The sequence below is a fragment of the Mycobacterium saskatchewanense genome (assembly GCF_010729105.1).
In the GTDB taxonomy this organism is placed as follows: Bacteria; Actinomycetota; Actinomycetes; order Mycobacteriales; family Mycobacteriaceae; genus Mycobacterium; species Mycobacterium saskatchewanense.
Map to the genome: position 1 here is coordinate 4,338,457 of NZ_AP022573.1, position 22,501 is coordinate 4,360,957.

The following is a 22,501-nucleotide window of genomic DNA, read 5'->3' on the forward strand; positions in this document are numbered from 1 at the left end:
CGCGGCGGCTGCACGATGACACCCGGCTACGGGTCGACTGACCGGCGAACGCGCCCGCTACTGGGAGCGGCTCGAGAAGCTGCTCGAGGACGCGTTGATTTAAAGTGTCGGCGGTGGCGCGTAGAAGCTAGACACCGTCTCGGTTCGCGACATGCTTGAGGTGTTGATCGCTGGCGAGCGCGACGCCGGACAACTCGCTGATCTGGCCCGCCGCCGGGTGCGGGTCGAACACGGCGCCTTGGTCGAGGCTTGACGGGCCGATTTCGATGACCACCACGCGGAGCGGAGCCGGATGCTTGCTCACCCGATTGACACCCTCAGCGCGTGGATCGAACCCTAACCACTCGTATCGACGACCAACTGAGCGTCCTGATCGACGTGGCAGCCACAGCGGCGACACCAACGCGAGCGCGGCCGGCGGCGGGCCAGGCCAGATCATCGTCGACGACACCATGGCTGCCCGACAGACGCTTGCGGCGATCGAGTGTCTCGACGAGATCGCCGGCGTCGGGCGGCTCGGCGTACAGCTGATCCTGGCCGCATCGGCGCCGATATGGCCCCAATTCCCGACCGCCGCGCGCCTGGTGCAAACGGCAGTCGCTACCGGATTGGTTCGCGGTCAGCCCGCGGTTCAGTACGCGTTTCCGCACAGCGGCGGGACGCAGGTGCGTGGCGGCCACCCGTCCAGGTCTCCTCCGGGGCTATCTGTCGTTGCCGATCTCGTGGTCGGCGAATTGGCCATACTCGGGTAGCCGGAGCGGCTGCTGCGGGAAGCTGGTTTGCGGAGGGTGAGGGGGGCCTACGTTGCGGGCTCATCGGCATGGCGGCGGTGCGCGGCAAGGAAGTCATCGACGATGCGCTCACAGTCTTGACGATCGATGGCACGCAGGCCGGTGAGTCGAGCGAACGCGAGTGGCCCCACGAGTTGACACAGGATCAGCTGCGGGTCGAATTCATCGAGGTCGGCGCGGGCTTTGGGGCTTTGCAAAAGGCGATCGAACGGCTGGCGATACTGGTCGACGATTCGTGTCCGCAGCGCGTGCCGATCGTAGGTTTCCTGGGTGCTGTTCGGTGTTGGGCCAAGCGCGACCCAGGCCAGTGTGGTGACGTGCAGCGGTGCCTCCTGGAACAGCGTGGCTTGTCGGCTCAACAGTTCGATGAGTTGGTCGCGCAACGGTCCCGTCCCCGGCGGAGGGTGGACTTGCGGCAGCAGCCGTTCAAATGTGGCGGCCAGCAGTTGAGTGGAGCTGCTGAAGTGGCGATACAGGGTCGTGCGCGCGACTTTGGAGGCTTTGGTGACCGCGTCGATGGTGACGGCTTCGATGCCGCCGGCGCTGAGGAGTTCGGTGGCCGCATCCAATAGCCGGGTCCGTGAGCGTAGCCGGCGTGGGTCGACGTCGTCATCGTCGTCGACGGGGAATTCAAGGGCGTCGCGCTCCATGTAGTCACCGTAAGCCCCGCCCGTACCTGGCCCGCACCGAATCGTGCCTGCATCGGGCGATTGACCCGTCCGCAACGCAATTAACACTACTGGTAGTGGTGTAGCGCTACTAGTAGTAGTGTAGCGCTACTAGTAGTCCACTTATGCATATCCGTCTTTGCGCCCGGGGGAGGATTCATGTCAGGCAACGGGCCGAACGATCCCTGGTTCACAAGCTCCTCGATGCTGCCACTACATGCCATGTCGTCTGGCTGTCGAACGAACTTTCCGAGTTGTGCGAGCGAAATCGCGCAGACGAAGAGCGATGGTCCGCGATGAGTGTGCTGCTTGCGCCAACCAAGCCTCACGTGTGGACGCGTGCGGTTCGGGCTTTCAAGCGCACCGGCCGCGCGATTACCAGTGGCGTGCACCGACCGCCGCCGGTCGAGCAAGGCCGCGTGCGTCCACGTCATTACCCGCCTCGCTGCTGCTCATACCTCGACGACGACCTAATGAACCGCGAAATGTATGACCACTTGCGCGAGGAGCCGATCAGACTAACCTCCCGGCTGGCATTTCGCCTACGCCGCTCATGAAACTAACAAGGTTTCGACGATGGTGCATCGGGATCGTCAAACCACCTGCGCGCCAAGGGCGTTACGTGCTGTTGGTTAGGACTCAGACCAACGCCCCGCGGACGCCGCCGTATAAGTGGATTGCAGTCGCGACGCTGCTCGTACTCGCGGTGATTTTAGCCTCGGTGTACGGGCAATTCCGCGGTGCCTTCACCGAAAAGACGCAGCTGACCATGATCGCCGCCCGCGCCGGGCTGCTGATGGATCCGGGTTCGAAGGTGACCTATAACGGGGTGCAGATCGGCCGGGTGGGGTCGATTTCGGAAACCGTTCGCGACGGCAAGCCCGCCGCGAAGTTCACCTTGGAGGTGTATCCGCGGTATTTGGCGTTGATTCCATCGAACGTGAACGCCGATATCAAGGCGACGACGGTGTTCGGTGGTAAGTATGTGGCGTTGACGACGCCGGCCAATCCGTCGCCGCAGAAGATCTCGACGCACACGGTGATCGATGCCCGCTCGGTGACCACCGAGATCAACACGCTGTTTCAGACGATCACCTCGATCGCGGAGAAGGTGGATCCGGTCAAGCTGAATTTGACGTTGAGCGCGGCGGCGCAGTCGTTGACGGGGCTGGGGGAGAAGTTCGGTCAGTCGGTGACCAACGCCAACGCGTTGCTTGATGATGTGAATCCGCAGATGCCGCAGGCGCGCAGGGATATTGCGCGGTTGGCGGCGCTGGGGGATACCTATGCGAACGCGTCGCCGGATTTGTTGGATTTCTTGGACGACGCGGTGATCACCTCGCGCACCATCAATGCCCAGCAGAAGGATTTGGATCAGGCGTTGCTGGCGGCGGCCGGGTTCGGCAACACCGGTGCGGAGTTGTTCAACAAGGGCGGGCCGTATTTGGCGCGCGGTGCCGCCGATCTGGTGCCCTCGGCGCAGCTGCTGGACACCTACAGCCCCGAACTGTTCTGCGCCCTGCGCAACTACCACGACATCGTGCCCATCACCGGTGCCTCGGAGGGCGGATTCAACGGCTACTCGTTGAACATGGACACCGAGGTGCTCTCCGGGCTGGGACTGATCGCGAACCCGGTGTCCGCGGCGCCCGTCATCGCTTCGCTGGTGGGCGGTGTCGCCGGGGTGGTCGGTGGGGCGCCCAACCCCTACATCTACCCCGAAAATTTGCCGCGGGTGAACGCCCGCGGTGGGCCCGGCGGTGCGCCGGGGTGCTGGCAGCCGATCACCCACGACTTGTGGCCCGCACCGGAGTTGGTGATGGACTCCGGCAACAGCCTTGCGCCGTACAACCACCTGGACACCGGATCGCCGTATGCGATCGAATACGTCTGGGGCCGCCAGGTAGGGGATAACACAATCAACCCATAAAAATGGGCATTGCCGCATAGAGTGGGCGATGATCTTTTGTGGTGGGAGGGTTTTCGTGTGCGAGCCCAGTCAGCATCCGGGACAGCTCTCGACGCAATCCCGCGCCGACGCCGATCTGGTCATCCAGCAGATCCCGGCGATGCAGCATCACGTGGTGCAGATCCCAGTCAGGCTCATCCAGGGCGCAAGCAATATCGGCCAGTGGTGATTGGCTTCGCGGGGCGCAGCCGATTCGCGAGCCGGAATTCCACTGCGGCCTTTGTTGAACACTCGCGTGGAATCGATGAGCATTCGCATGGAATGATCGAGGCGACGACCCGCACTTGGCATCATGCCGCCAAAACCGCTAAATGTCGCACCGGAGCGAATGACACACTGTAGTGGCGCCGCAAAAGGGTAATCGCAGACCGGGCCGCCCGCCTGCCGCGACCGCCGGCGACGCGCGCGAGCGAATTATCCGAGCTGCTCGTTTGGTGTTTAGCGCACGCGGCTACGACGGCGCGACGCTCCAAGACATCGCCGCGCGCGCCGACCTGAGCCGGCCGGCGATCAACCACTACTTCTCGAGCAAGCGAGCGTTGTATCAGGAAGTGCTGGTTGAGACCAACGAATGCGTCATCGGAGCCGGTGTTAAACATGCGGACATCGAGAATTCGCTGGTGGCTCGCCTGATGGCGTTCATCTCCGCGATGAGAGCCGGTTCGGAAAATTTCGCCGGGTCTGCGTTTTTGGTCACTGGCGTACTCGAATCGCAGCGCCATCCCGAATTGGTTGGCACCGAAAACGATCCCCTTTGGATCATTCGGAAAGTATTGACACGCTTCGTCAACGATGCGATTGAGCGCGGCGAACTCGCTGCGGATATTGATGCATCGGCAATGGTCGAACCGCTGCTCGTCGTGGGTTGCGGCGTGGGGGTATACGCGGGCTACGTCCGGACTTACCCAGAGATGGTGGCCATGACCCCAATGCTGCGCCAACTCGTGGAAGGGGCGCTTTGCCCGCCCACCCGAGGACTAGCGGGACGGCCGTTACGGTGGTGACCCGTTGTGCTCAGCCGTGCTGAAGCCGACCATCCCCCGTCGAAGATCGCCAAAAACTCACCCGACGCCACCACGGTGATGGACGGCACCGCCCCCAACGACGCCGTCCCGCTCATCCGCTTCCTGGTCAGCGATCCTGATTCGGTACATGCGGCCGCGCCTAGGCAGGCTGACCCTTTTGCAGCGCGAACGCCTGACTGAGCCGTCCCGGTGAGTCCGGAGACTGCATTCGTTGAATCACCCTGCCTTTGGTGGGGTGCGTTTGTGATCGTAGTAGAGCGTCTCGACGGCCTCGGGAGTGAAGTCGTCGAGGTACTCGTGGGGGCGTTCGGTGTTGAACCAGACCACCCATTCAGCGGTCGCCAGCTCGACCTGGTTGACGTCGCGCCACGGGCCTTGCCGGCGGATAAGTTCGTTCTTGAACGAGCCGACGGTGGTCTCGGCCAGCGCATTGTCCAGCGCATCGCCAACCGAGCCGACGGAGGGATCCACGCCCTCATCGATGAGCCGCTGGGTGAAGGCCACCGAGGTGTATTGACTGCCCGCGTCGCTGTGCGCAATCAGCCCGTGCAGACTGGTGGTGCCGTCCTGGGCGCGAGTGAAGAACGCATGCTCGATAGCGTCGAGGACCAGATCGGTGGTCATGGATCTGGCGGCCCGCCAGCCTAGGATCCGGCGGCTGTAGGCGTCGATGACGAATGCGACGTAGACGAATCCCATCCAGGTCGACACATACGTAAAGTCGGCCACCCACAACCGATTTGGCGCCGCGGCATAAAAGCGGCGGTCCACCAGATCCGGGTATCGCCGATGAGTGTCGTCGGCGATGGTGGTCTTGTGCTTGGATCCGTACCGCGCGCCCTCCCAACCGTTCTCGCGCATGATCCGCTCCACCGTGCACCGGGCGACATCGTGACCCTGGCTGCGTAGCCAGATCCACAACTTGCGTGACCCCAGCGTCTGGACGAACTTGCCCTTTTCTTGTCTTCCCGCGCCGCGGTGATGATCTCGACCAGCTCGGCGTCATGGATCTGCCGTCGTGTCGGGGTCTTGTTGATCCACTCGTAGTAGGTCGACGGGCTGATCGGCACGCCATGCTCAGACAGCACCGCACACATGGGCTCGACACCCCAGCGCAGCCCGGCCCCGCCGTTGGAACCGGCCACCTGGTGGTCCTTGTGTTCGGCGATGAACCGGATCACCGTCTCCCGGGCCGGTCGAGCTCGGCCCCGAAGAAAATCGCCGCTGCTTTCAAGATCTCGTTGGCCCGGCGCAGCTCGGCAATCTCCTTGCGCAGCGCCTTGTTCTCCTCGGCCATCGCGGAGGTCACACCCGGCCGCTGGCCGGTATCGACCTCCGAGCGGCGGATCCAGGTCCGCAACGTCTCCGGTGTGCCGATCCCCAACATGCCCGTGACCGCCGTGATCGCCGCCCACTGCGACGGGTACTGCGGGCGCACCTCAGCGACCATGCGCACCGCACGTTCACGAAGCTCGTCGGGGTACTTGCTGACACGTCCCATAACCCAGATCCTCCCAAGATCGGGAGTCTCCGGAAACGCCGGGACGGCTCAGACTGGTTTCTTTGGCTGGTTCATCGACATCGCACGGGGCGCAGCGCCCCGCCCCCTGAAGGCCTGCAGGACTGGCCTGTCAAACTACGGTCGGCTCGTCCTCATGCGTTATAAGAGTCTCTGAAGGGACAGCTTGGATGCTGGGTCGTCACTGGTGCCGTCAAGCGCGGATACGTTTTTCCGACATGACGACCAAGCAGACCGCGCTCGAGAGGACGACACCCACCGGAATCCGGGCCGGACGATACGAAACAGCCGACGACACTCTCCTTGCCTTCCTCCAAGCCCTCTGATTATGCCGACCTCACGGCTGCGGGCACCGCCTCCACCAGGCGCAACACCGACCATGTCGGCAGAACCCAGACGTCGTCATAAAAGGGATCCATCACCGCCGCCTCGGGCAGTTCGGTGGTGGTGGCGGTCTTGAATCCGGAGAATCCGTCCATGGCAACGACGTCCACACCATCGCGCCAGTCCTGTGGCCGGTCGGCCAGCCAGTCGGCGAATGCTCGTTTGGAGCGTCCTTCGACCATGTCGAGCAACCGCGCCGGACCGGTCTTGTCGCGCACGGGGGTCAAGTCGATGATGACGGTGACGTACTTGTCGGCGCGACGGGTGTGCCGCCACACATGCTCGTCGACGCCGATCACCGCGACCCCGTCGAAGCGGGCCGCATCGGCGATGAGCACCCGGCGGCCTTCGGCCAACACCGCGTTGTTAGCGGTGTTCCACGACACCGCGAGCGCTTCGGCGACTCGGGCCACCGACAGATGTTGGCAGACCAGGGCTTCCAGTGCCCACCGCAGGCCCCGGCGGGACAGCTTGGCCCGCGGCTCGGCGGCCTTGCTGGTGTCTTGGCGCCACACATGAGCGCAGCCGGCGCACCGATACCGGCGGATCGTGACCAGCAAGCATGTGGGCCGCCACCCGAACGGCTCATGAGCCAGTTGCCGGGTCACGGTGTCACGCACCGCGCCCTGCTCGCCGCAGCGGCGACACCACGAGTCGTCGTCGATAATCCGGCAAGCCAACACCGCCCGGTCCGGCTCCAGGCGTTGTCCGGTCACCTCCAACCCGAGCTCGTCAAGGCGGCAGAATGTGCTCAGATCAGGGCACGCGAAGGTAGCGTCAGGCACGTCGAGGTCTTTCAGATGGGCGGTGTGAGAACTCCCATCATCGGAAGACCTCGACCCCTATCCCGGCAGCGACGCGCCGACCACCTCTACACCCTCAACTGCGAAGAGCCGTCAACGCGTCCAACAGGCCACCTGCGACATCGCGGCCGCACCAGGGATCCGCTCTACGGCGTGCGCCGCACCCTGCGCACCCGATTCCCGCTGCTCACCGCCCGCCAACGCACCCGCCTGGAGGCGGTGTTCGCCGACGACAACCACCTCCCCGTGCAGCTCACCTGGGGCGTCTACCAGCGCATCATCGCGGCCTACAGCCACCCCGACCGGCGGCGCGGCAAGACCATGATGACCGCCATCATCAATGAGCCCCTTTGTCGCTAGGACTATTTGTCCACCGTATTCGGCGACGCTGCCATCGAGAAGAAAGAGCCGTTCTTAATGCTTCTGTGGATTACAAGAAATTGTCCTGGCGCGCTCGCAACTGAAAGTAGCTCGTAGTCAAGCTCAAGCTCACCGAAGTCTCTATGTCGGAGCTGCTTGACCTTGCCGTCGGAGACATTGACATCGTGGCTGTTCCACATCTGGACGAAGTCGCTGCTCTTTTTGGAAAGTTCGAGGACGATATCGGTGATATCTGGCTGATCAATATCGATACCTGCGGTGCGGTGCACGGTGGCGATGGCGGTTTTGACGTATGATTCCCAGTTCACCCAGAGGGTTTTCGCCTCGGGATCCAGGAACAGTAAGCGCAAAACGTTCCCTGTGATCGTGAATTGGGAGAAGAGCTCTGAGGCTTGCGGGTTTTCGGCCAGCACATCGCACCGGCGGTTGACTATGTAGGCCGGACCGAGTGTCCAGGCTTGCATGATGAGAAGCAAATACTCAGCCGGGTTTTGCTGCGAACTGGCCTTCTGCCGCCAGCGGTGTCGCGGGGTCGCGAGGTCATACAGATAGGTCGCCTCACTGGGAGACAGGCCGAGCGCGATCACCAAGGCGTCCAATATCCGCGCGGACGGGTGGTTTTCTCGTCCTTGTTCCAACCGCGCGTAGTAGTCGGCACTGATGCCGGCCCGCACGGCCACCTCCTCGCGGCGCAGCCCAGGGGTGCGCCGCCGTCTCGCAAGATCGCCGTGGCGCTGCTGGTTGGGTGTGATCGCCTCGCGGCGCGCCCGAAGAAATTCTCCCAGTGTCTTGGTCACGAAGCGATGCTAGCCAGCGCGGCGTCCTGGGTGTCAAATTCCTAGGTTAAGCTCCCCCTTCCGCGACCTGCGGTTCCTCGCCACCATATGTACTCGTGGCATCAATCGACCGCTTGGCCGAAGGGAACAGGGTTTTAGGCCGCTTGCTGATATCGACACGGGCGGAGGATGGGCCTGAGCATGGGCGGGGCTACCCAGCGCGGATACGGCGGTACGGCGAAGGGTCGGTTCGTTGCCTGGTCGCGACCACACCGACGACGTACTCGGGTCAACGCCCCAAACGTAGCAGCCTGGAGTGACAGCAACCCGAACCGGAAGGACAACGACTTTGCTGGGCATTCTCAAGCGGGCGTGGATTCCGCTGGTGATCGTCGCGGTTGCGGCCGTCGGGGGCTTCGTGGCTTACCGATTGCAGGGTGTGTTCGGCTCGCACCGAGTCGCGGAGGTGGGCCCGGTCGAGCAGATTGTGCCGATCAACGTCAAGCGCGTGGTTTACGAGGTTACCGGGCCCCCGGGCACGGCGGGTGTGGTCAATTACCTGGACGAGAACGCTCAGCCTCAGCGCGCAAGTTTCACCACCTTGCCGTGGTCATACACCGTGACCACGACCATGCCGGGAATGTTCGCCAACGTGGTGGCACAAGGGGACAGCAACATGCTCGGTTGCCGGATTCTGGTCAACGGTGTGGTGCGCGACCAGCAGTCCGTAGCCCGTTTCGACGCACAGGTTTTCTGCTTGGATAAAGCCGCATGAGCGGCGGCCACGCCGAGCGGCCTCTTGCGGCGCGGATGTTGCGGCGGTTGGCGGTGCCGATCGTGTTGGGTTGGCTGGTGTTCGCCGTCGTCGTCAGCGTCTTCGTGCCTCGACTGGATCTGGTGGAACGGCAGAACTCGGTCGGCCTGTTGCCTAAGGATGCTCCGTCGCTGATCGCGATGAAGCGCATGGGCAAAGTTTTTCACGAGTTCGACTCCGACAGCGTCGCGATGGTGGTGCTGGTGGGCGACAAACCGCTGGGCGACGAGGCGCGTCGCTTCTACGACGATCTGGTGCGCCGGCTCGAGCGCGACACCGCGCATGTCGAGAAAGTGCAGAACTATTGGGGGGAATTGGTCACGGCGGGCGGCGAGCAGAGCGCCGATAGTAAGGCCGCTTACGTGCAGCTCAACCTCGCCGGCGACCAAGGCTCCTCGCGGGCGGATGAGTCGGTGCACTCAGTCGAGCAGATCGTGGCGCACTCTCATCCGCCGCCGGGTATCAAAGCATATGTGACCGGTCAGGCGCCGCTGACCACAGACTTGACTGAAGCCGGCGACCGGGGTCTGGCCAAGCGCACGGCGATCACGATCGCCGTGGCCGCGCTGATGTTGCTCATCGCTTACCGGTCGATAGCCACCTTGCTGATCGTGCTGGTGGTGATTTTTGTCGAACTGGCCACCGCGCGGGGAATCGTGGCATTCATCGGCAACTTTCACGTGATCGGCTTCACCACGTTCGCGGTCAGTCTGCTCATGGCGCTGGCCATCGCGGCCGGCACGGACTACGCGATCTTTTTTCTCGGCCGCTATCACGAAGCCCGTCAAAGCGGCGAAGACCGTGAAACCGCTTACTACACGACATACCGTGGAGTTGCCCATGTCGTGTTGGGTTCCGGGCTAACGATCGCCGGCGCGATGCTGTGTCTGCGGTTGGTCCGGCTGCCCTACCTCAATACGTTGGCGATTCCGTGCGCGGTGGCACTGGTCATCGTGATCGCGGCCTCGCTGACGTTGATGCCGGCTCTGCTGGCCATCGACGCGCGGTTCGGCTTACTCGACGCGAAGCGAAAGACCAATATTTACCGGTGGCGGCGACTAGCGACGGCCACGGTGCGCTGGCCCGCCCCGATCCTTGCCAGCGCTGTGGTTGTCTCAATAGTCGGGGGGCTGACCCTGCCGGGGTATCACACAAACTACGACGACCGCTATTACGTTCCCGCGAGCCTAGCGTCCAACGTCGGCGACCGTGCCGCCATCCAGCATTTCACCCATGCCCGGCTGAATCCGGACCTGTTGCTGGTCGAAGCCGACCACGACCTGCGTAACCCGGTGGACATGCTCGACCTGGATAGGATTGCGGCGAGTATCTTCCGGGTGCCGGGCATCGCGCGGGTGCAAAGCATCACCAGGCCGCTGGGATACAACATCGAGCACGGCACCATACCGTTCGCGATCGGCATGCAGCCCGTCCCGATCCGGGAGAACCTGCAGTATCTGAAGGACCGCTTGGCCGATATCCTGCGGCTGACTCGAGATGACCTCGGCGTCCAGATCGCGACGTTAGAGCGCATGTACACCGTGGAAAAGGAACTATCCGGGTCGATTAGCGACAGCGCTCGCGTCACAACTGACACCGCTGCAATCACGGATGGAATACGTGACCATCTCGCAGATTTTGACGATTTCTGGCGGCCACTTCGCAGTTACTTCTACTGGGAAAAGCACTGCTTCGACGTTCCGATATGTTGGTCACTGCGCTCCGTCTTCGACGCGTTGGATGGCTTCGACAAACTCGCCGAGAATTTCCACAAGCTGGCCAAGGACCTCCAACAAAGCGCTGACGCAACACAAGAGATGGTGACGTTGATACCGCCGATCATCGACGTTGCAAAGTCTATGCAGACTACCTTCTTCACGCTCTACAGCAGTTTTTCGGGGCTGATCACTCAAATGGACCGCATGACCGACACCAGCACACTCATGGGCGAATTCTTCGACAAAGCAAAAATTGACGGCCTCTTCTACATCGCGCCAGAAGTGTTCGACAGCCCTGACTTTAAGACCGGCCTCAGGCTGCTGGTTTCCCCCGACGGCAAATCCACCCGTATGATCATCACCCACAACATCGACCCCGCCAGCCCCGAGGCGATCTCCCACGTCGACGCAGAACTCAAGGCCGCACGCGAGGCGGTCAAAGAAACCCCCTTGGCCAGTGCGAAGTTATACCTGGGTGGCACGGCGGCTACTTACCGAGATATCCAAGAATCCACCAAATACGACGTCATGACCGAGGCCATCGCCGCGCTCATCCTGATCTTCATCGTCATGCTGGTCATCACCCGCGCGCTAGTCGCCTCGATGGTCATCGTCGGCACAGTCGTGCTCTCGCTAGCGACCGGCTTCGGCCTGTCGGTGCTGTTTTGGCAACACATCTATGGCTTGGAACTGCACTGGATCACCTTGCCTTTCGCAGTCACCATTTTGCTGGCCGTGGGATCTGACTACAACCTGTTGCTGGTCTCGCGGTTCAAGGAAGAAATCGGCGCAGGACTGAAGACCGGCATCATCCGGTCCGTAGGCGGCACCGGCGGAGTCGTGACCACGACCGGCTTGGTGTTCGCCTTCACCATGGCCTCTTTGGCGGTCAACGAGCTGTACACGCTCAAACAGGGCGGCACCACCATCGGGCTGGGCCTGCTCATCGACACGCTGATCGTGCGCTCGCTGATGATCCCATCCACCGCTACCCTGTTGGGGCGCTGGTTCTGGTGGCCGCTACGGGTACGCTCCCGCCCAGCCAGCGAACTGCTCCGATCTGTGGGCCCCCGTCCACTGGTGCGCGCCCTGCTCCTGAGGGGGTAGTTTCCCGACTTGCCACTAACCTCAAAACCTTGTGCCGGACGCATCATTTGCTGAAGACGTTCTGGGGCTGGCGCGACGAGCAGCTGCCCGACGGCACGGTCATCTGGCGGCTGCCCGACGGGCACACGTACGTCACGACCCCGGGCAGCGCGCTGCTGTTCCCCAGCCTGTGTGCGCCCACCGGCACCCCGCCCCGACGCGCGGTCGTCGCCGACGAGCGCTGCGGGGAGCGCACCGCGATGATGCCCCGGCGGCAGCGCACCCGGAGCCAGAACCGCGCGCACCAGGTCGCCGCAGAACGCCACCGCAACCGCCAGGCCCGATACCCGGCGGTCGACCGCGGTCAGCAACCAACCCAAGCCGGGCCCGCCCCACCCGACGACGACGACCCACCACCCTTCTGAGGCGCCCGGATCTAGAATGAAGCGCCCTTTGATGCTGCCGTGCAGCCCGGCCGGGACGAGGTAGGTCATGAATGAGCGCGGGCCCAGTCGACGTTTGAAGGCCGCCTTCGCCGGGGCCGCGAGCGCACTCGTGGTGGCGGGATGCGCCACCTTCGTCGACGGGCAGGCTCTGTCGATGCTCAACGACCCGTTCCGCGTCGCGGGCCTGCCCGCCACCAACGGGCCGAGCGGGATTCGTACCAACGCGCCGAGCCCGAACGGCACGGTGGTCAACACCGACAACGGTCCGATCGACAAGCTGTCGTTGCTGTCGGTCAACGACATCGAGGACTACTGGAAATCGGTGTACAGCCAGTCATTGAAGGGGACCTTCGTCCCCGTCGGCAAGCTGGTGTCCTACAACTCGAAAGACCCCGACAGCCCGATCGTCTGCCACAACGACACCTACAAGCTTGTCAATGCCTTCTACACCTCGCGCTGCAACCTGATCGCCTGGGACCGCGGCGTATTCATGCCCGTCGCGGAACGCTATTTCGGTGACATGTCCGTCAACGCGGTGCTCGCGCACGAGTTCGGCCACGCATTGCAGCAGATGGCGAAACTCGTGACGCGCAGGGACCCCACCATCGTCCGCGAGCAACAGGCCGACTGCTTCGCCGGCGTCTACCTGTTCTGGGTCGCGGACGGCAAGTCACCGCGCTTCACGCTGAGCACCGCCGACGGGCTGGACCACGTGCTGGCGGGCATCATCACCACCCGCGACCCGGTGATGGACACCGACACGGAGAACGACGACGAGCACGGTTCCGCGCTGGACCGGGTGAGCGCCTTCCAGATGGGTTTCATCAACGGCGCCTCGGCGTGCGCGAGCATCAACAAGAAGGAGATCGAGCAGCGCCGCGGCGACCTGCCGAACGCGCTGCGGGTCGACCCCGGCGGGGACCCGGAGACGGGCGAGGTCCCGATCAATGAAGACACCCTGACGACCCTGATGGAACTGCTCGGACAGATCCTCACCCCGAACACCCCGCCGACGCTGTCTTATCGGCCGGCCGACTGCCCCGACGCCAAACCCAGCCCGCCGGCGTCTTACTGCCCGGCCACCAACACCATCGTGGTGGACCTGCCGGCGCTGGCGGCGCTGGGCAAGGTCGCCGACGAGAAGGAACAGACGCTGCCGCAGGGCGACGACACCGCCCTCTCGGTCGTGATGTCGAGGTACGCGCTCGCGGTCCAGCACGAACGCGGCCTGGCGATGCAGAGCCCGTGGACCGCGCTGCGCACCGCGTGCCTGACCGGGGTGGTGCACCGCAAGATGGCCGAACCGATCGACCTGCCGTCCCATAAACAGTTGGTCCTGACGGCCGGCGATCTCGACGAGGCGGTCGCCGGTCTGCTCACCAATCACCTTGTGGCCAGCGACGCCGACGGTACCTCGGTCCCGGCGGGCTTCACCCGCATCGCCGCGTTCCGCGGCGGCGTCGGGGGCAAGACGGACGCGTGCTACTCGCGCTATCCCGGGTGACGGGGTAGGCCGGGCGCCAGCAGGTGCAGCGCGGCGTCGACGGCCAGCGCCGGCACGTCGAGGGTCTTCGAGCGCAGGTCGTGCCGGGCTCCGGCGATCTCGACGACCTCGGCCGGGGCGGCGATCAGCGCGGCGGCGGCGCGCACTTCGGCCGTGCTCCCGAAGGGATCCGAAGTGCCGTGCGTGAACACGGTGGGCACCCGGATGTCGGGCAGGTGCTCGGTGCGGGGGCGTTCCGGCTTGCCCGGGGGGTGAACCGGATACGAGAACAACGTCAGTGCGTCCACGACCGCGTCGCCCGAGGCGACCGCCATGGACGTCTGCCGGCCGCCATAGGAATGGCCGCCGGCGAGCAGCGGGCCGCCGGCGAGGCCCCGGCACAGGGTAATCGCCTCCGCGATGCCGGCCCGGTCGGTCGCCGCCGAGCCCGACGGCGGACCGGTGGGGCGGCGGCGCCGGAAGGGCAGGTTGTACCGGATCGCGAGCCAGCCCCGCCGCGCCCATTCGTCGCAGATCTGTTGGAGTAGCGGGGATTCCCTGTTGCCGCCCGCGCCGTGGGTGAGCACCACGACGCCGTGCGGATCGTCCTCGGGTCGGTGTGCCACACCCGCGATCTGATCGAGGGCAATCATGACAGCCGGAACAGGGGAGAGACCGGACCGTGGCCGTGGCCCAGCGGGTAGGCGGCCCGCAGGGACTCGGTGACCCAACGCTTTCCGAAGCCGACGGCGTCCGGCACGGTGAACCCGTGCGCCAGCGCGCAGGCGACCGCGGACGCCAGCGTGTCCCCGCCGCCGTGGTCGTTGCCGGTGGGCACCCGCGGGGCCTCGTACTCGTAGAAGTCGGCGCCGTCGTAGAGCAGGTCGCAACTGCGTTCCGACGACCGCAGGTGCCCGCCCTTGACCAGCGCCCAGCGGGGGCCCAGCGCGTGCAGCGCCTTCGCCGCCGCCCGCTGCGAGGCCGAGTCCACGACGTCGACGTCCACCAGCAGCCGCACCTCGTCCAGGTTCGGCGTCACCAGGGTGGCCAGCGGAAAGAGTTGGCCGCGGAGGGTATCCAGCGCCTCTCGTGCCAGGAGGGCATCCCCGTGCATAGAGGCGCAGACGGGGTCGACGACGAGCGGAACGCCCGGCGCGAGCCGGCGCCAGGTGTCGGCGACCGAGGTGACGATGACCGACGACGCGAGCATCCCGGTCTTCGCCGACTGGATGCCGATGTCACCGACCACGGCGTCGATCTGGGCGGCCACCACGTCGTCGGGAACCTCGTGAAATCCTTTGACGCCCAACGTGTTCTGCACGGTAACGGCGGTGACGGCGACGCAGGCGTGCACGCCCAGCAGCGCCATCGTGCGCATGTCGGCCTGGATGCCCGCGCCGCCCCCGGAGTCCGATCCGGCGATGGTCAGCACGCGCAGCGGCGTGGTGCCCGGCGGCGCGAGCGGCAGGTAGCTCACTGGGTGATCGGCAGGTACACCCGGTTGCCGTGCTCGGCGAACTCCCGTGACTTCTCGTTCATCGCGGCCTCGATCGCCTCTTCGCTGTCGAGGCCGTGCGCGGCGGCGTAGTCGCGGACGTCCTGGGTGATGCGCATCGAGCAGAACTTCGGCCCGCACATCGAGCAGAAGTGGGCACTCTTGGCGGGTTCCGCCGGCAGCGTCTCGTCGTGGTACTCCCGCGCGGTGTCGGGATCCAGGGACAGCGCGAACTGGTCCCTCCAGCGGAACTCGAAGCGCGCCTTGCTCAATGCGTCGTCGCGCTCCTGGGCGTGCGGATGGCCCTTGCCCAGGTCGGCGGAGTGCGCCGCGATCTTGTAGGCGATCACGCCGTCTTTGACGTCCTTGCGGTCGGGCAGCCCCAGGTGTTCCTTCGGGGTCACGTAGCACAGCATCGCGGTGCCCGCCTGGGCGATGATGGCCGCGCCGATCGCCGAGGTGATGTGGTCGTAGGCCGGCGCGATGTCGGTGGCCAGCGGGCCCAGCGTGTAGAAGGGCGCCTCCTCGCACAGCTCCTCTTCCAGCCGCACGTTCTCGACGATCTTGTGCATCGGGATGTGGCCGGGGCCCTCGATCATCACCTGCGCGCCATGGGCTTTGGCGATCTTGGTGAGTTCACCGAGCGTGCGCAGTTCGGAAAACTGCGCGGCGTCGTTGGCGTCGGCGATCGACCCGGGCCGCAGCCCGTCGCCGAGCGAGAACGTCACGTCGTAGCGCGCGAAGATGTCGCAGAGCTCCTCGAAGTTGGTGTAGAGGAACGACTCCCGGTGATGCGCCAGGCACCAGGCCGCCATGATCGACCCGCCGCGGCTGACGATGCCGGTGACCCGCTTGGCGGTCAGCGGCACGTAGCGCAGCAGCACGCCGGCGTGCACGGTCATGTAGTCCACACCCTGCTCGCACTGCTCGATCACGGTGTCGCGGTAGATCTCCCAGGTCAGCAGCGTCGGATCACCGTTGACCTTCTCCAGCGCCTGATAGATCGGCACGGTGCCGACCGGCACCGGCGAGTTGCGCAGGATCCATTCGCGGGTCTCGTGAATGTTCTTGCCGGTGGACAGGTCCATGATGGTGTCGGCGCCCCACCGGGTGGCCCACACCATCTTGTCGACCTCCTCGGCGATCGACGACGTCACCGCCGAGTTGCCGATGTTCGCGTTCACCTTGACCGCAAAGGCCTTGCCGATGATCATCGGCTCGATCTCGGGGTGGTTGTGGTTGGCCGGGATCACCGCGCGGCCGCGCGCGACCTCGTCGCGCACCAGTTCGGCGGCCACTCCCTCGCGGGCCGCGATGAACGCCATCTCGGCGGTGATCTCGCCGGCGCGGGCGCGCTGCAGCTGGGTGCCGCGGTCGCGGACCACTCCCGGCCGGGCGGGCAGGCCCACTGCCAGGTCGATCACCGCGTGTGGATCGGTGTAGGGCCCGGAAGTGTCGTAGAGGTCGAAGTGTTCCCCGGTCGACAGGTTTACCCGCCGGACGGGGACCCGCGCTCCGGGCACGCCCTCGATTTCGCGGTAAGCCTTGGTGCTGCCGGCGATCGGGCCGGTGGTAACCGAAGGAGCGGTGGTGGAAAGGGTGTCGGTCATTTTCATCTCCCTACGCCGGCATTACCCGGTCAGGTTCGTACGGTCGACGGCCCCAAGCCGTCCTCTCAGCGCACTCGGCGTGCGCTCCCGCGTCTGGTGGATGGTCCGCACGCGACGTTACTCCCTACAGCGCGGTAGCCGCTCAAATGCCTGGGTGGAAAGATACAAACGTGCAGCAGCCCACGCGAAGGACCGATCCGGTCGAGGCTGCCAGCACGGGACACCTGAACGTCGGCACCATCCGCTTCTGGTTTGTCGGTCAGCGCTGGGAATGGTCCGACGAGGTGGCCCGGATGCACGGCTACGAACCCGGCACCGTGCAGCCCACGACGAAGCTCATGCTCGCGCACCGGCATCCCGAGGACCGGCCGCACGTGCAGGAACTGCTCGACTACGCGCTGCAATCCGAGGGAACCTTCTCGAGCCGGCACCGGTTCGTCGACACCGCGGGCAGGGAGCACGACGCCATTTTGGTCGCCGATCGCATGCTCGACGACACCGGGAAGGTGGTGGGCAGCGCCGGTTACTACATCGACCTCACCGACACCTTCGACGAAACGCGGCACGAGACCCGCAGGGAGGTGCTCGACGCGGCCCTTCCCGACCTCTTCGAGAACCGTGCGGCGATCGAGCAGGCCAAGGGCGTGTTGATGTACGTCTACCGGGTCAGCGCCGAGCAGGCCTTCCGGGTGCTGCAGTGGCGGTCTCAGGAGACCAACGTGAAGCTGCGGTCGCTGGCCAAGCAACTTCTCGCCGAGATCACGGCGCTGCCGGGTCCCACCGCCCTGGTGCAGAGTGAGTTCGACCACGTGCTGCTCACGGTGCACGAACGGGTCGCCGACGAATCCGGTGATTGAAGACCGGAATTTCGGGAATAACCCAGCCCAGCAACCGGATAGGCTCTAAGCACCGTCGATGGCGCACGCCGAGCATCCGTGCCGCGAGGGTGCAACGAACGAAGCTTCGAGGCGGCGAGAGGCACGGGGAATGTTGGCGGTCGATCACGAGGCCCGGGAGGACGCTGTGGTGGTACGGGTCAAGGGTGACGTCGACTCGAGCACCGTCGACGAACTGACCCCCCACCTGACCACCGCCCTGGAACTGGCCGCGACCCACCCCGCCCGGCTGGTGGTCCTGGACCTGCTGCCCGTGACGTTCTTCGGCAGCGCGGCGCTGAACGCCGTCCTCGATTGCCATGAGGCGGGCAAGGAGGCCGGCACGGCGGTGCGCCTGGTAGCCGACGGCGACAACGTGCTCCGCCCCATCCAGGTGACGGAGCTCGACCGGATCCTCGACATCTACCCCACGCTCACCGAAGCCCTTCATCGCAAGCAACAGCGATGAACGCCCGCCTGCCGGGCGACTTGGCGGTCGCGGTCAGTCTAGGCGGGGAGATGGGCCGTCGCTTCGCCGAATTCGACTGGACGACACACGCATTGGGCTCACCGGACGAGTGGTCCAGCGAGGTCCGCGCGGCCGTGGCGATGACGCTGACGTCCCGGTTTCCCATTGTGCTCTGGCTGGGCCGGACGGACCTGTTCCTGGTGTACAACGACGGCTACGCCCAGATTCTCGGCGACAAGCACCCCGCCGCCCTCGGCTGCCCCGCGAGGCAGGTGTGGTCGGAGATCTGGGAGGAGATCGGCCCCATGCTCGCCGGCGTTTTCGCGACCGGCAACGCCACCTGGTCGGACGACCTGATGCTGCCGCTGGTCACCGGGGGCCTCCCACTCGAGCGGTATTTCACGTTCACCTACAGCCCGATCCTGAGCGGCGATGGCGGCGTCTCGGCCATCTTCTGCGCCGTGATCGAAACGACCGAACGGGTGCTCAGCCAGCGGCGCCTGCATCTGCTCAACGCCGTCGCCGCGGCGACCATGGAGGCCCGAACCGTCAACGAGGCCGTCAGCGCGGCCGTCACCGCCTGCGCGGCCCAGCCCGCCGACCTGCCGTTCATGGCCGTCTACGTCCAGGACGCGGAGGCCGGCGAGATCACCCTGCGCGGAGCGACGGCTTCCGTGCTGCCGCTCCTGCCGCGGGAACTCGGCCAGCTCACCGTCTGGGACGCGGCGTCACGCCCGCGGACGGAGCTGCGGCTCGTCGACGGGGTGGCCGACGCGATCCCCGGCATCGCGGAGGTCCTGGGGGACGGTTGCTGCGAGCAGGCGGTGGTGCTGCCGCTGGGCGAGGGACCGACCGCCGGGGCGCTGGTGGTCGGCACCAGCGCACGCCGTCCCCTCGACGACCAGTACCGCGGCTTCTGCCAACTGCTGGCCGACCAGCTGTCGTCGGCCTTCACGTCGATCGACTCCTACGAACGGGAACGCGAACGCGCCGACGCGCTCGCGGAACTCGACCGCGCGAAGACGGCGTTCCTGACCAACGTCAGCCACGAGTTCCGCACGCCACTCGCGCTGCTGCTCGGCGCGATCGACGACGCGCTGTCCGACGCCCCGCCGGGCAGCGCGCTGGCCGATCGGCTGGGCACCGCGGGGCGCAACGCGCGGCGGCTGCAGCGCCTGGTCGACTCACTGCTCGACTTCTCCCGCATCGAGGCCGGCCGGGCCAACGCGCAACTGGTGTGCACGGACGTCGGAGCGCTCACCGCGCACATCGCGTCGTCGTTCTCGGAGCTGTGTCACCGGGCGGGACTGGAGCTGACGATCGACTGCGACCCGGCGCCTGCGGACATCGACCCGGGGATGTGGGAGACGATCGTCCTGAACCTGCTTTCCAATGCGGTGAAATACACACTGCGGGGCGCGATCTCGGTAGCGGCGAGCACCGACGCCACGCACTGCCTGGTCACCGTCCGCGATACCGGGGTGGGGATCGCGGCCGACGACCTGGGCCGCCTGTTCGAGCGGTTCTACCGGGCCGAGAACGCACGCGGCCGCAGCGTGGAGGGCACCGGCATCGGGCTGTCCCTGGTCCGCGGGCTGGTCGAGCTGCAAAACGGCACCGTGCAGATCGACAGCGAACTGGACCGTGGGACGACCGTCACCATCCGGCTGCCACAATCGGCGGGCGCCGCAGCCGGACAGAACCCCGCGATCGCGCCGGACGAGACCAATCCGTACCTGGCCGAGGCGCGCCAGTGGCTGACCTCGATCTCGGAGCCCGACCGCGCGTCCGAGGCGCCCCGCCGTTCGCGGCAACTGGTGCTGATCGCCGACGACAACGCCGACATGCGGGCGCACCTGGACCGCGTGCTGTCCGCCCACTGGGACACCGTGCTCGTCGCCGACGGGGAGTCGGCGCTGGCCGCGGCCCGCAGGCTGCGCCCGGACGCGATCGTCACCGACGTCATGATGCCGGGCCTGGACGGCTTCGAGGTCCTCGCGGGCATCCGCGCCGACGCCACGCTGGCGGCCACGCCGGTGCTGATGCTGTCCGCCCGGGCCGGAGCCGAGGCCGTGACGGAGGGTTTCGCCGGCGGGGCCGACGACTATCTGCCGAAGCCGTTCCGGTCCCAGGAGCTGGTCGAGCGGGTGGCGTCGAGGCTATCCGCGGTCGCCCGGGAGCGTGATCGGCAGCGCCGCGAGACGCAGCTGCGGCTCGCGTCGGACCTGGTGCAGCTCGACTCCGCGCTGCAGGCCAGCGACTCGGTCGCGGGCATACTCGACGCCCTGCTGCGTTCGCCGTTCGGTTCGGGCGGTGCCGCCGCCGCGGCGATCGGGGTGCTCGATGACGAGCGACACATCCGGTTCGAATACGCCGGTGACGTTCCCGTCGAGCTGCGCGACCGCTATCACGTGACCGCGCTGGACTCGCCGCTGGTGGGGTCCGACGTCGTGCGTGGCGGTGAGCCGATGATCGTCCCCGACACGCTCGACCTGCCGCCCCGCTACCAGCACGCCGCGCAGGACACCGCCGACAGCGTCCGCGCGTGCGTCGCGCATCCCCTGCGCGACGGCGCCGATCGCGTCGTCGGCGTGCTGCTCCTGCTGTGGCCGGCGCCGCGCCAGTTCGAGCCCGCCGAACGCGAGACCTTCGCCCGGATGGCGGAGCTGACGTCCTCGGCCCTGGACCGGATCCGCGTCATGGCGCACGAGCACCGCATCGCCATCGACTTCCAGGAGCACCTGCTCGACCTGGACCACAGCTCGACCGCCGCGGTGGTCGCCGCCGTCTACCAACCGGCCGGGGAGGCCATGCGGGTCGGCGGCGACTGGTATTCGGTCACCCCGTTGGACCGATCGAGCAGGATCGCGATATCGGTCGGCGACGTCGTCGGGCACGGCCTGTCCGCCGCGATCGTGATGAGCCGGCTGCGCGCCGCGGTAGCGGCCTCCGCCCTCACGGCCGCGGAACCGGCCGCGGTGCTCGGCGCCCTGGACAAATACGCGACCAGCGTCACCGGGGCGCGCTGCGCGACGGTGGCCTACGCCGTCGTCGACACCTCCGACCCCGAACGCGCCGCCCGCCTCGGCTACAGCTGCGCGGGCCATCCCTATCCCCTGCTGGCCACCCCGGACGGCCCGCCGGTGTTCCTGGAATCCGGCCGGCGCCCGCCGGTCGCGGTCCGGGAAACACCAGGCGACGGCGCCCGCGGCCCGACCGCGGAGGTCGACCTGCCGCCGGGCAGCCTGGTCGTGCTCTACACCGACGGGCTCATCGAGCGGGTCGGCGAGACCCTGGACGAGGGATTCGCGCGGCTGCGTTCCGCGGTCGCCGACTGCGCCGACCGTCCCGTGGAGTCCGTCTGCGCCGAGGTGCTGAGCCGGATGGCCCCGCCGGGTGGTTACCGCGACGACGTGGTGGTGCTCGCGCTGCGGCCGAGCCACACCGCCGCCCGCAGCTTCGCCACCGTGCTCCCCGCGGTGCCCGCCCAGATCCCCGTCGGGCGCGGGCGGCTGCGGGACTGGCTGGCCGGCATCGCCGTCCCGCCGCAACGCGAAATGGACATCCTGCTGGCGATCGGCGAGGCCGTGACCAACGCGATCGAGCACGGCAGCCGCAGCGAGCCGCGCAAGACGGTGTCCGTCGAGGCGTTCCTGCGGGAGGGGACCGTCTCGGTCACCGTCAGCGACACCGGCCGGTGGCTCGGCGACTCGTCGGCCAGCCTGCGCAGCCGGCGCCGCGGACGCGGCCTCACGCTGATGAGCGGCTTGGCCGACCGCGTCGACACGGTACGCACCCCGGCCGGCACCCAGGTGACCCTGGAGTTCGACCACGCGGTCGCGACGAACCCGATCGGTTAGGCCTCCTCCATCGCGTCGCCGAGTTCCTCGAGGATCTTGTTGTGGTGGTTGGCCGCCAGCAGGTGCCCGGCCGCGATCACCACGGCCACCGGCCAGTCGATGAGCTCGAACGCGGCCAGGGCGGCCAGGCCCCCGAAGTAGGCCAGCTGCTCGGGCCGCGGTATCTCGACCGAGCCGAGCACCGGCAGGTTCACCACGAACGTCTCACCCTCACGGATCTTCTCCACCGCGTCGCGCTGTGACGTCCCCCGCCGCGCCTTCTTTTCCGCCATCATTTGCCTTTCCGTAACGAAGGATTTGCCCCGTCGCCGAGTGCCGCAACCACCGTC

Annotated in this window: 18 protein-coding genes, 3 pseudogenes and 1 riboswitch; of the genes and pseudogenes, 12 read left to right on the plus strand and 9 right to left on the minus strand. The window is 66.2% G+C overall.

Going from position 1 to position 22,501, the window contains the following annotated elements:
* Positions 1 to 127: 127 nt before the first annotated feature.
* Complete coding sequence (locus tag G6N56_RS20405) at positions 128 to 304, minus strand: hypothetical protein (protein WP_158089970.1); 177 nt, start codon at positions 302 to 304, stop codon at positions 128 to 130.
* A gap of 148 nt (positions 305 to 452) precedes the next feature.
* Here G6N56_RS20405 and G6N56_RS20410 point away from each other — a divergent pair, with 148 nt between their 5' ends.
* Positions 453 to 752: a hypothetical protein gene (locus tag G6N56_RS20410; protein ID WP_042792006.1), complete on the plus strand. Its 300-nt coding sequence runs from the start codon at positions 453 to 455 to the stop codon at positions 750 to 752.
* Between the two features lie 47 nt (positions 753 to 799).
* Here G6N56_RS20410 and G6N56_RS20415 read toward each other — a convergent pair whose 3' ends face one another.
* Positions 800 to 1,441: a TetR/AcrR family transcriptional regulator gene (locus tag G6N56_RS20415; protein ID WP_038534967.1), complete on the minus strand. Its 642-nt coding sequence runs from the start codon at positions 1,439 to 1,441 to the stop codon at positions 800 to 802.
* Positions 1,442 to 2,084: 643 nt separating this feature from the next.
* On the opposite strand from G6N56_RS20415, the gene G6N56_RS20420 reads away from it, so the two are divergent.
* From G6N56_RS20420 to G6N56_RS20430, 3 genes are all read left to right on the plus strand, one after another.
* On the plus strand, positions 2,085 to 3,389 hold the full coding sequence (locus tag G6N56_RS20420) for an MCE family protein (RefSeq protein WP_042792071.1): 1,305 nt from the start codon (positions 2,085 to 2,087) through the stop codon (positions 3,387 to 3,389).
* Between the two features lie 55 nt (positions 3,390 to 3,444).
* On the plus strand, positions 3,445 to 3,597 hold the full coding sequence (locus G6N56_RS20425; protein WP_158089969.1) for a hypothetical protein: 153 nt from the start codon (positions 3,445 to 3,447) through the stop codon (positions 3,595 to 3,597).
* Positions 3,598 to 3,769: 172 nt separating this feature from the next.
* Positions 3,770 to 4,432, plus strand: coding sequence for a TetR/AcrR family transcriptional regulator (locus tag G6N56_RS20430; RefSeq protein ID WP_042792008.1), 663 nt, complete (start codon positions 3,770 to 3,772; stop codon positions 4,430 to 4,432).
* Positions 4,433 to 4,669: 237 nt separating this feature from the next.
* Here the strand turns inward: G6N56_RS20430 and G6N56_RS20435 are convergent.
* Positions 4,670 to 5,954, minus strand: a pseudogene (locus tag G6N56_RS20435) (IS3 family transposase).
* A 422-nt stretch (positions 5,955 to 6,376) separates the two neighbouring features.
* Positions 6,377 to 7,141, minus strand: a pseudogene (locus tag G6N56_RS20440) (ISL3 family transposase); the annotation flags it as partial.
* 171 nt (positions 7,142 to 7,312) lie between these two features.
* Between G6N56_RS20440 and G6N56_RS20445 the strand changes: the two are divergent.
* Positions 7,313 to 7,519 carry a hypothetical protein gene (locus G6N56_RS20445; RefSeq protein WP_042792009.1) on the plus strand — a complete coding sequence of 69 codons (207 nt, stop codon included), beginning with the start codon at positions 7,313 to 7,315 and terminating at the stop codon, positions 7,517 to 7,519.
* A gap of 2 nt (positions 7,520 to 7,521) precedes the next feature.
* Here G6N56_RS20445 and G6N56_RS20450 read toward each other — a convergent pair whose 3' ends face one another.
* Positions 7,522 to 8,337, minus strand: coding sequence for a helix-turn-helix transcriptional regulator (locus tag G6N56_RS20450; RefSeq protein WP_051472940.1), 816 nt, complete (start codon positions 8,335 to 8,337; stop codon positions 7,522 to 7,524).
* Positions 8,338 to 8,665: 328 nt separating this feature from the next.
* On the opposite strand from G6N56_RS20450, the gene G6N56_RS20455 reads away from it, so the two are divergent.
* The 4 genes and pseudogenes from G6N56_RS20455 (at position 8,666) to G6N56_RS20470 (ending at position 13,884) form a co-directional block, all read left to right on the plus strand.
* Complete coding sequence (locus tag G6N56_RS20455) at positions 8,666 to 9,091, plus strand: MmpS family transport accessory protein (RefSeq protein WP_042909771.1); 426 nt, start codon at positions 8,666 to 8,668, stop codon at positions 9,089 to 9,091.
* Positions 9,088 to 11,955, plus strand: coding sequence for an MMPL/RND family transporter (locus G6N56_RS20460; RefSeq protein WP_163645152.1), 2,868 nt, complete (start codon positions 9,088 to 9,090; stop codon positions 11,953 to 11,955). Before G6N56_RS20455 ends, G6N56_RS20460 begins: the two co-directional genes overlap by 4 nt.
* A gap of 11 nt (positions 11,956 to 11,966) precedes the next feature.
* A pseudogene (locus G6N56_RS20465) lies at positions 11,967 to 12,359 on the plus strand (HNH endonuclease signature motif containing protein); the annotation flags it as partial.
* A 67-nt stretch (positions 12,360 to 12,426) separates the two neighbouring features.
* Positions 12,427 to 13,884, plus strand: coding sequence for a neutral zinc metallopeptidase (locus tag G6N56_RS20470; RefSeq protein ID WP_085258783.1), 1,458 nt, complete (start codon positions 12,427 to 12,429; stop codon positions 13,882 to 13,884).
* Here the strand turns inward: G6N56_RS20470 and G6N56_RS20475 are convergent.
* The 3 genes from G6N56_RS20475 to thiC all read right to left on the minus strand — a co-directional run bounded on the left by G6N56_RS20475 (position 13,872) and on the right by thiC (position 16,968).
* Entirely contained in the window at positions 13,872 to 14,516 is a 645-nt protein-coding gene (locus tag G6N56_RS20475; protein WP_408632641.1) for an alpha/beta hydrolase family protein, read from the minus strand. The genes G6N56_RS20470 and G6N56_RS20475 overlap by 13 nt on opposite strands.
* The gene (gene thiD, locus G6N56_RS20480) at positions 14,513 to 15,340 is read right to left on the minus strand and encodes a bifunctional hydroxymethylpyrimidine kinase/phosphomethylpyrimidine kinase (protein WP_085258782.1); all 828 of its coding nucleotides are present in this window, start codon (positions 15,338 to 15,340) and stop codon (positions 14,513 to 14,515) included. The genes G6N56_RS20475 and thiD overlap by 4 nt, the downstream gene beginning before the upstream one ends.
* A complete protein-coding gene (gene thiC, locus G6N56_RS20485) occupies positions 15,337 to 16,968 on the minus strand; it encodes a phosphomethylpyrimidine synthase ThiC (RefSeq protein WP_085258803.1) in 1,632 nt (543 codons plus the stop codon). The genes thiD and thiC overlap by 4 nt, the downstream gene beginning before the upstream one ends.
* A riboswitch (TPP riboswitch) is annotated at positions 16,959 to 17,069 on the minus strand. Its footprint overlaps the gene before it by 10 nt.
* A 45-nt stretch (positions 17,070 to 17,114) precedes the next feature.
* On the opposite strand from thiC, the gene G6N56_RS20490 reads away from it, so the two are divergent.
* The 3 genes from G6N56_RS20490 to G6N56_RS20500 all read left to right on the plus strand — a co-directional run bounded on the left by G6N56_RS20490 (position 17,115) and on the right by G6N56_RS20500 (position 22,172).
* Positions 17,115 to 17,825 (plus strand): PAS and ANTAR domain-containing protein, encoded by a 711-nt coding sequence (locus G6N56_RS20490; protein WP_085258781.1) that lies wholly within the window; start codon positions 17,115 to 17,117, stop codon positions 17,823 to 17,825.
* Between the two features lie 130 nt (positions 17,826 to 17,955).
* Positions 17,956 to 18,312, plus strand: coding sequence for an STAS domain-containing protein (locus G6N56_RS20495; protein ID WP_085258780.1), 357 nt, complete (start codon positions 17,956 to 17,958; stop codon positions 18,310 to 18,312).
* On the plus strand, positions 18,309 to 22,172 hold the full coding sequence (locus tag G6N56_RS20500) for a SpoIIE family protein phosphatase (RefSeq protein WP_085258779.1): 3,864 nt from the start codon (positions 18,309 to 18,311) through the stop codon (positions 22,170 to 22,172). The genes G6N56_RS20495 and G6N56_RS20500 overlap by 4 nt, the downstream gene beginning before the upstream one ends.
* Here the strand turns inward: G6N56_RS20500 and G6N56_RS20505 are convergent.
* Entirely contained in the window at positions 22,169 to 22,444 is a 276-nt protein-coding gene (locus G6N56_RS20505; RefSeq protein WP_142280884.1) for a hypothetical protein, read from the minus strand. The genes G6N56_RS20500 and G6N56_RS20505 overlap by 4 nt on opposite strands.
* Positions 22,445 to 22,501: the final 57 nt, after the last annotated feature.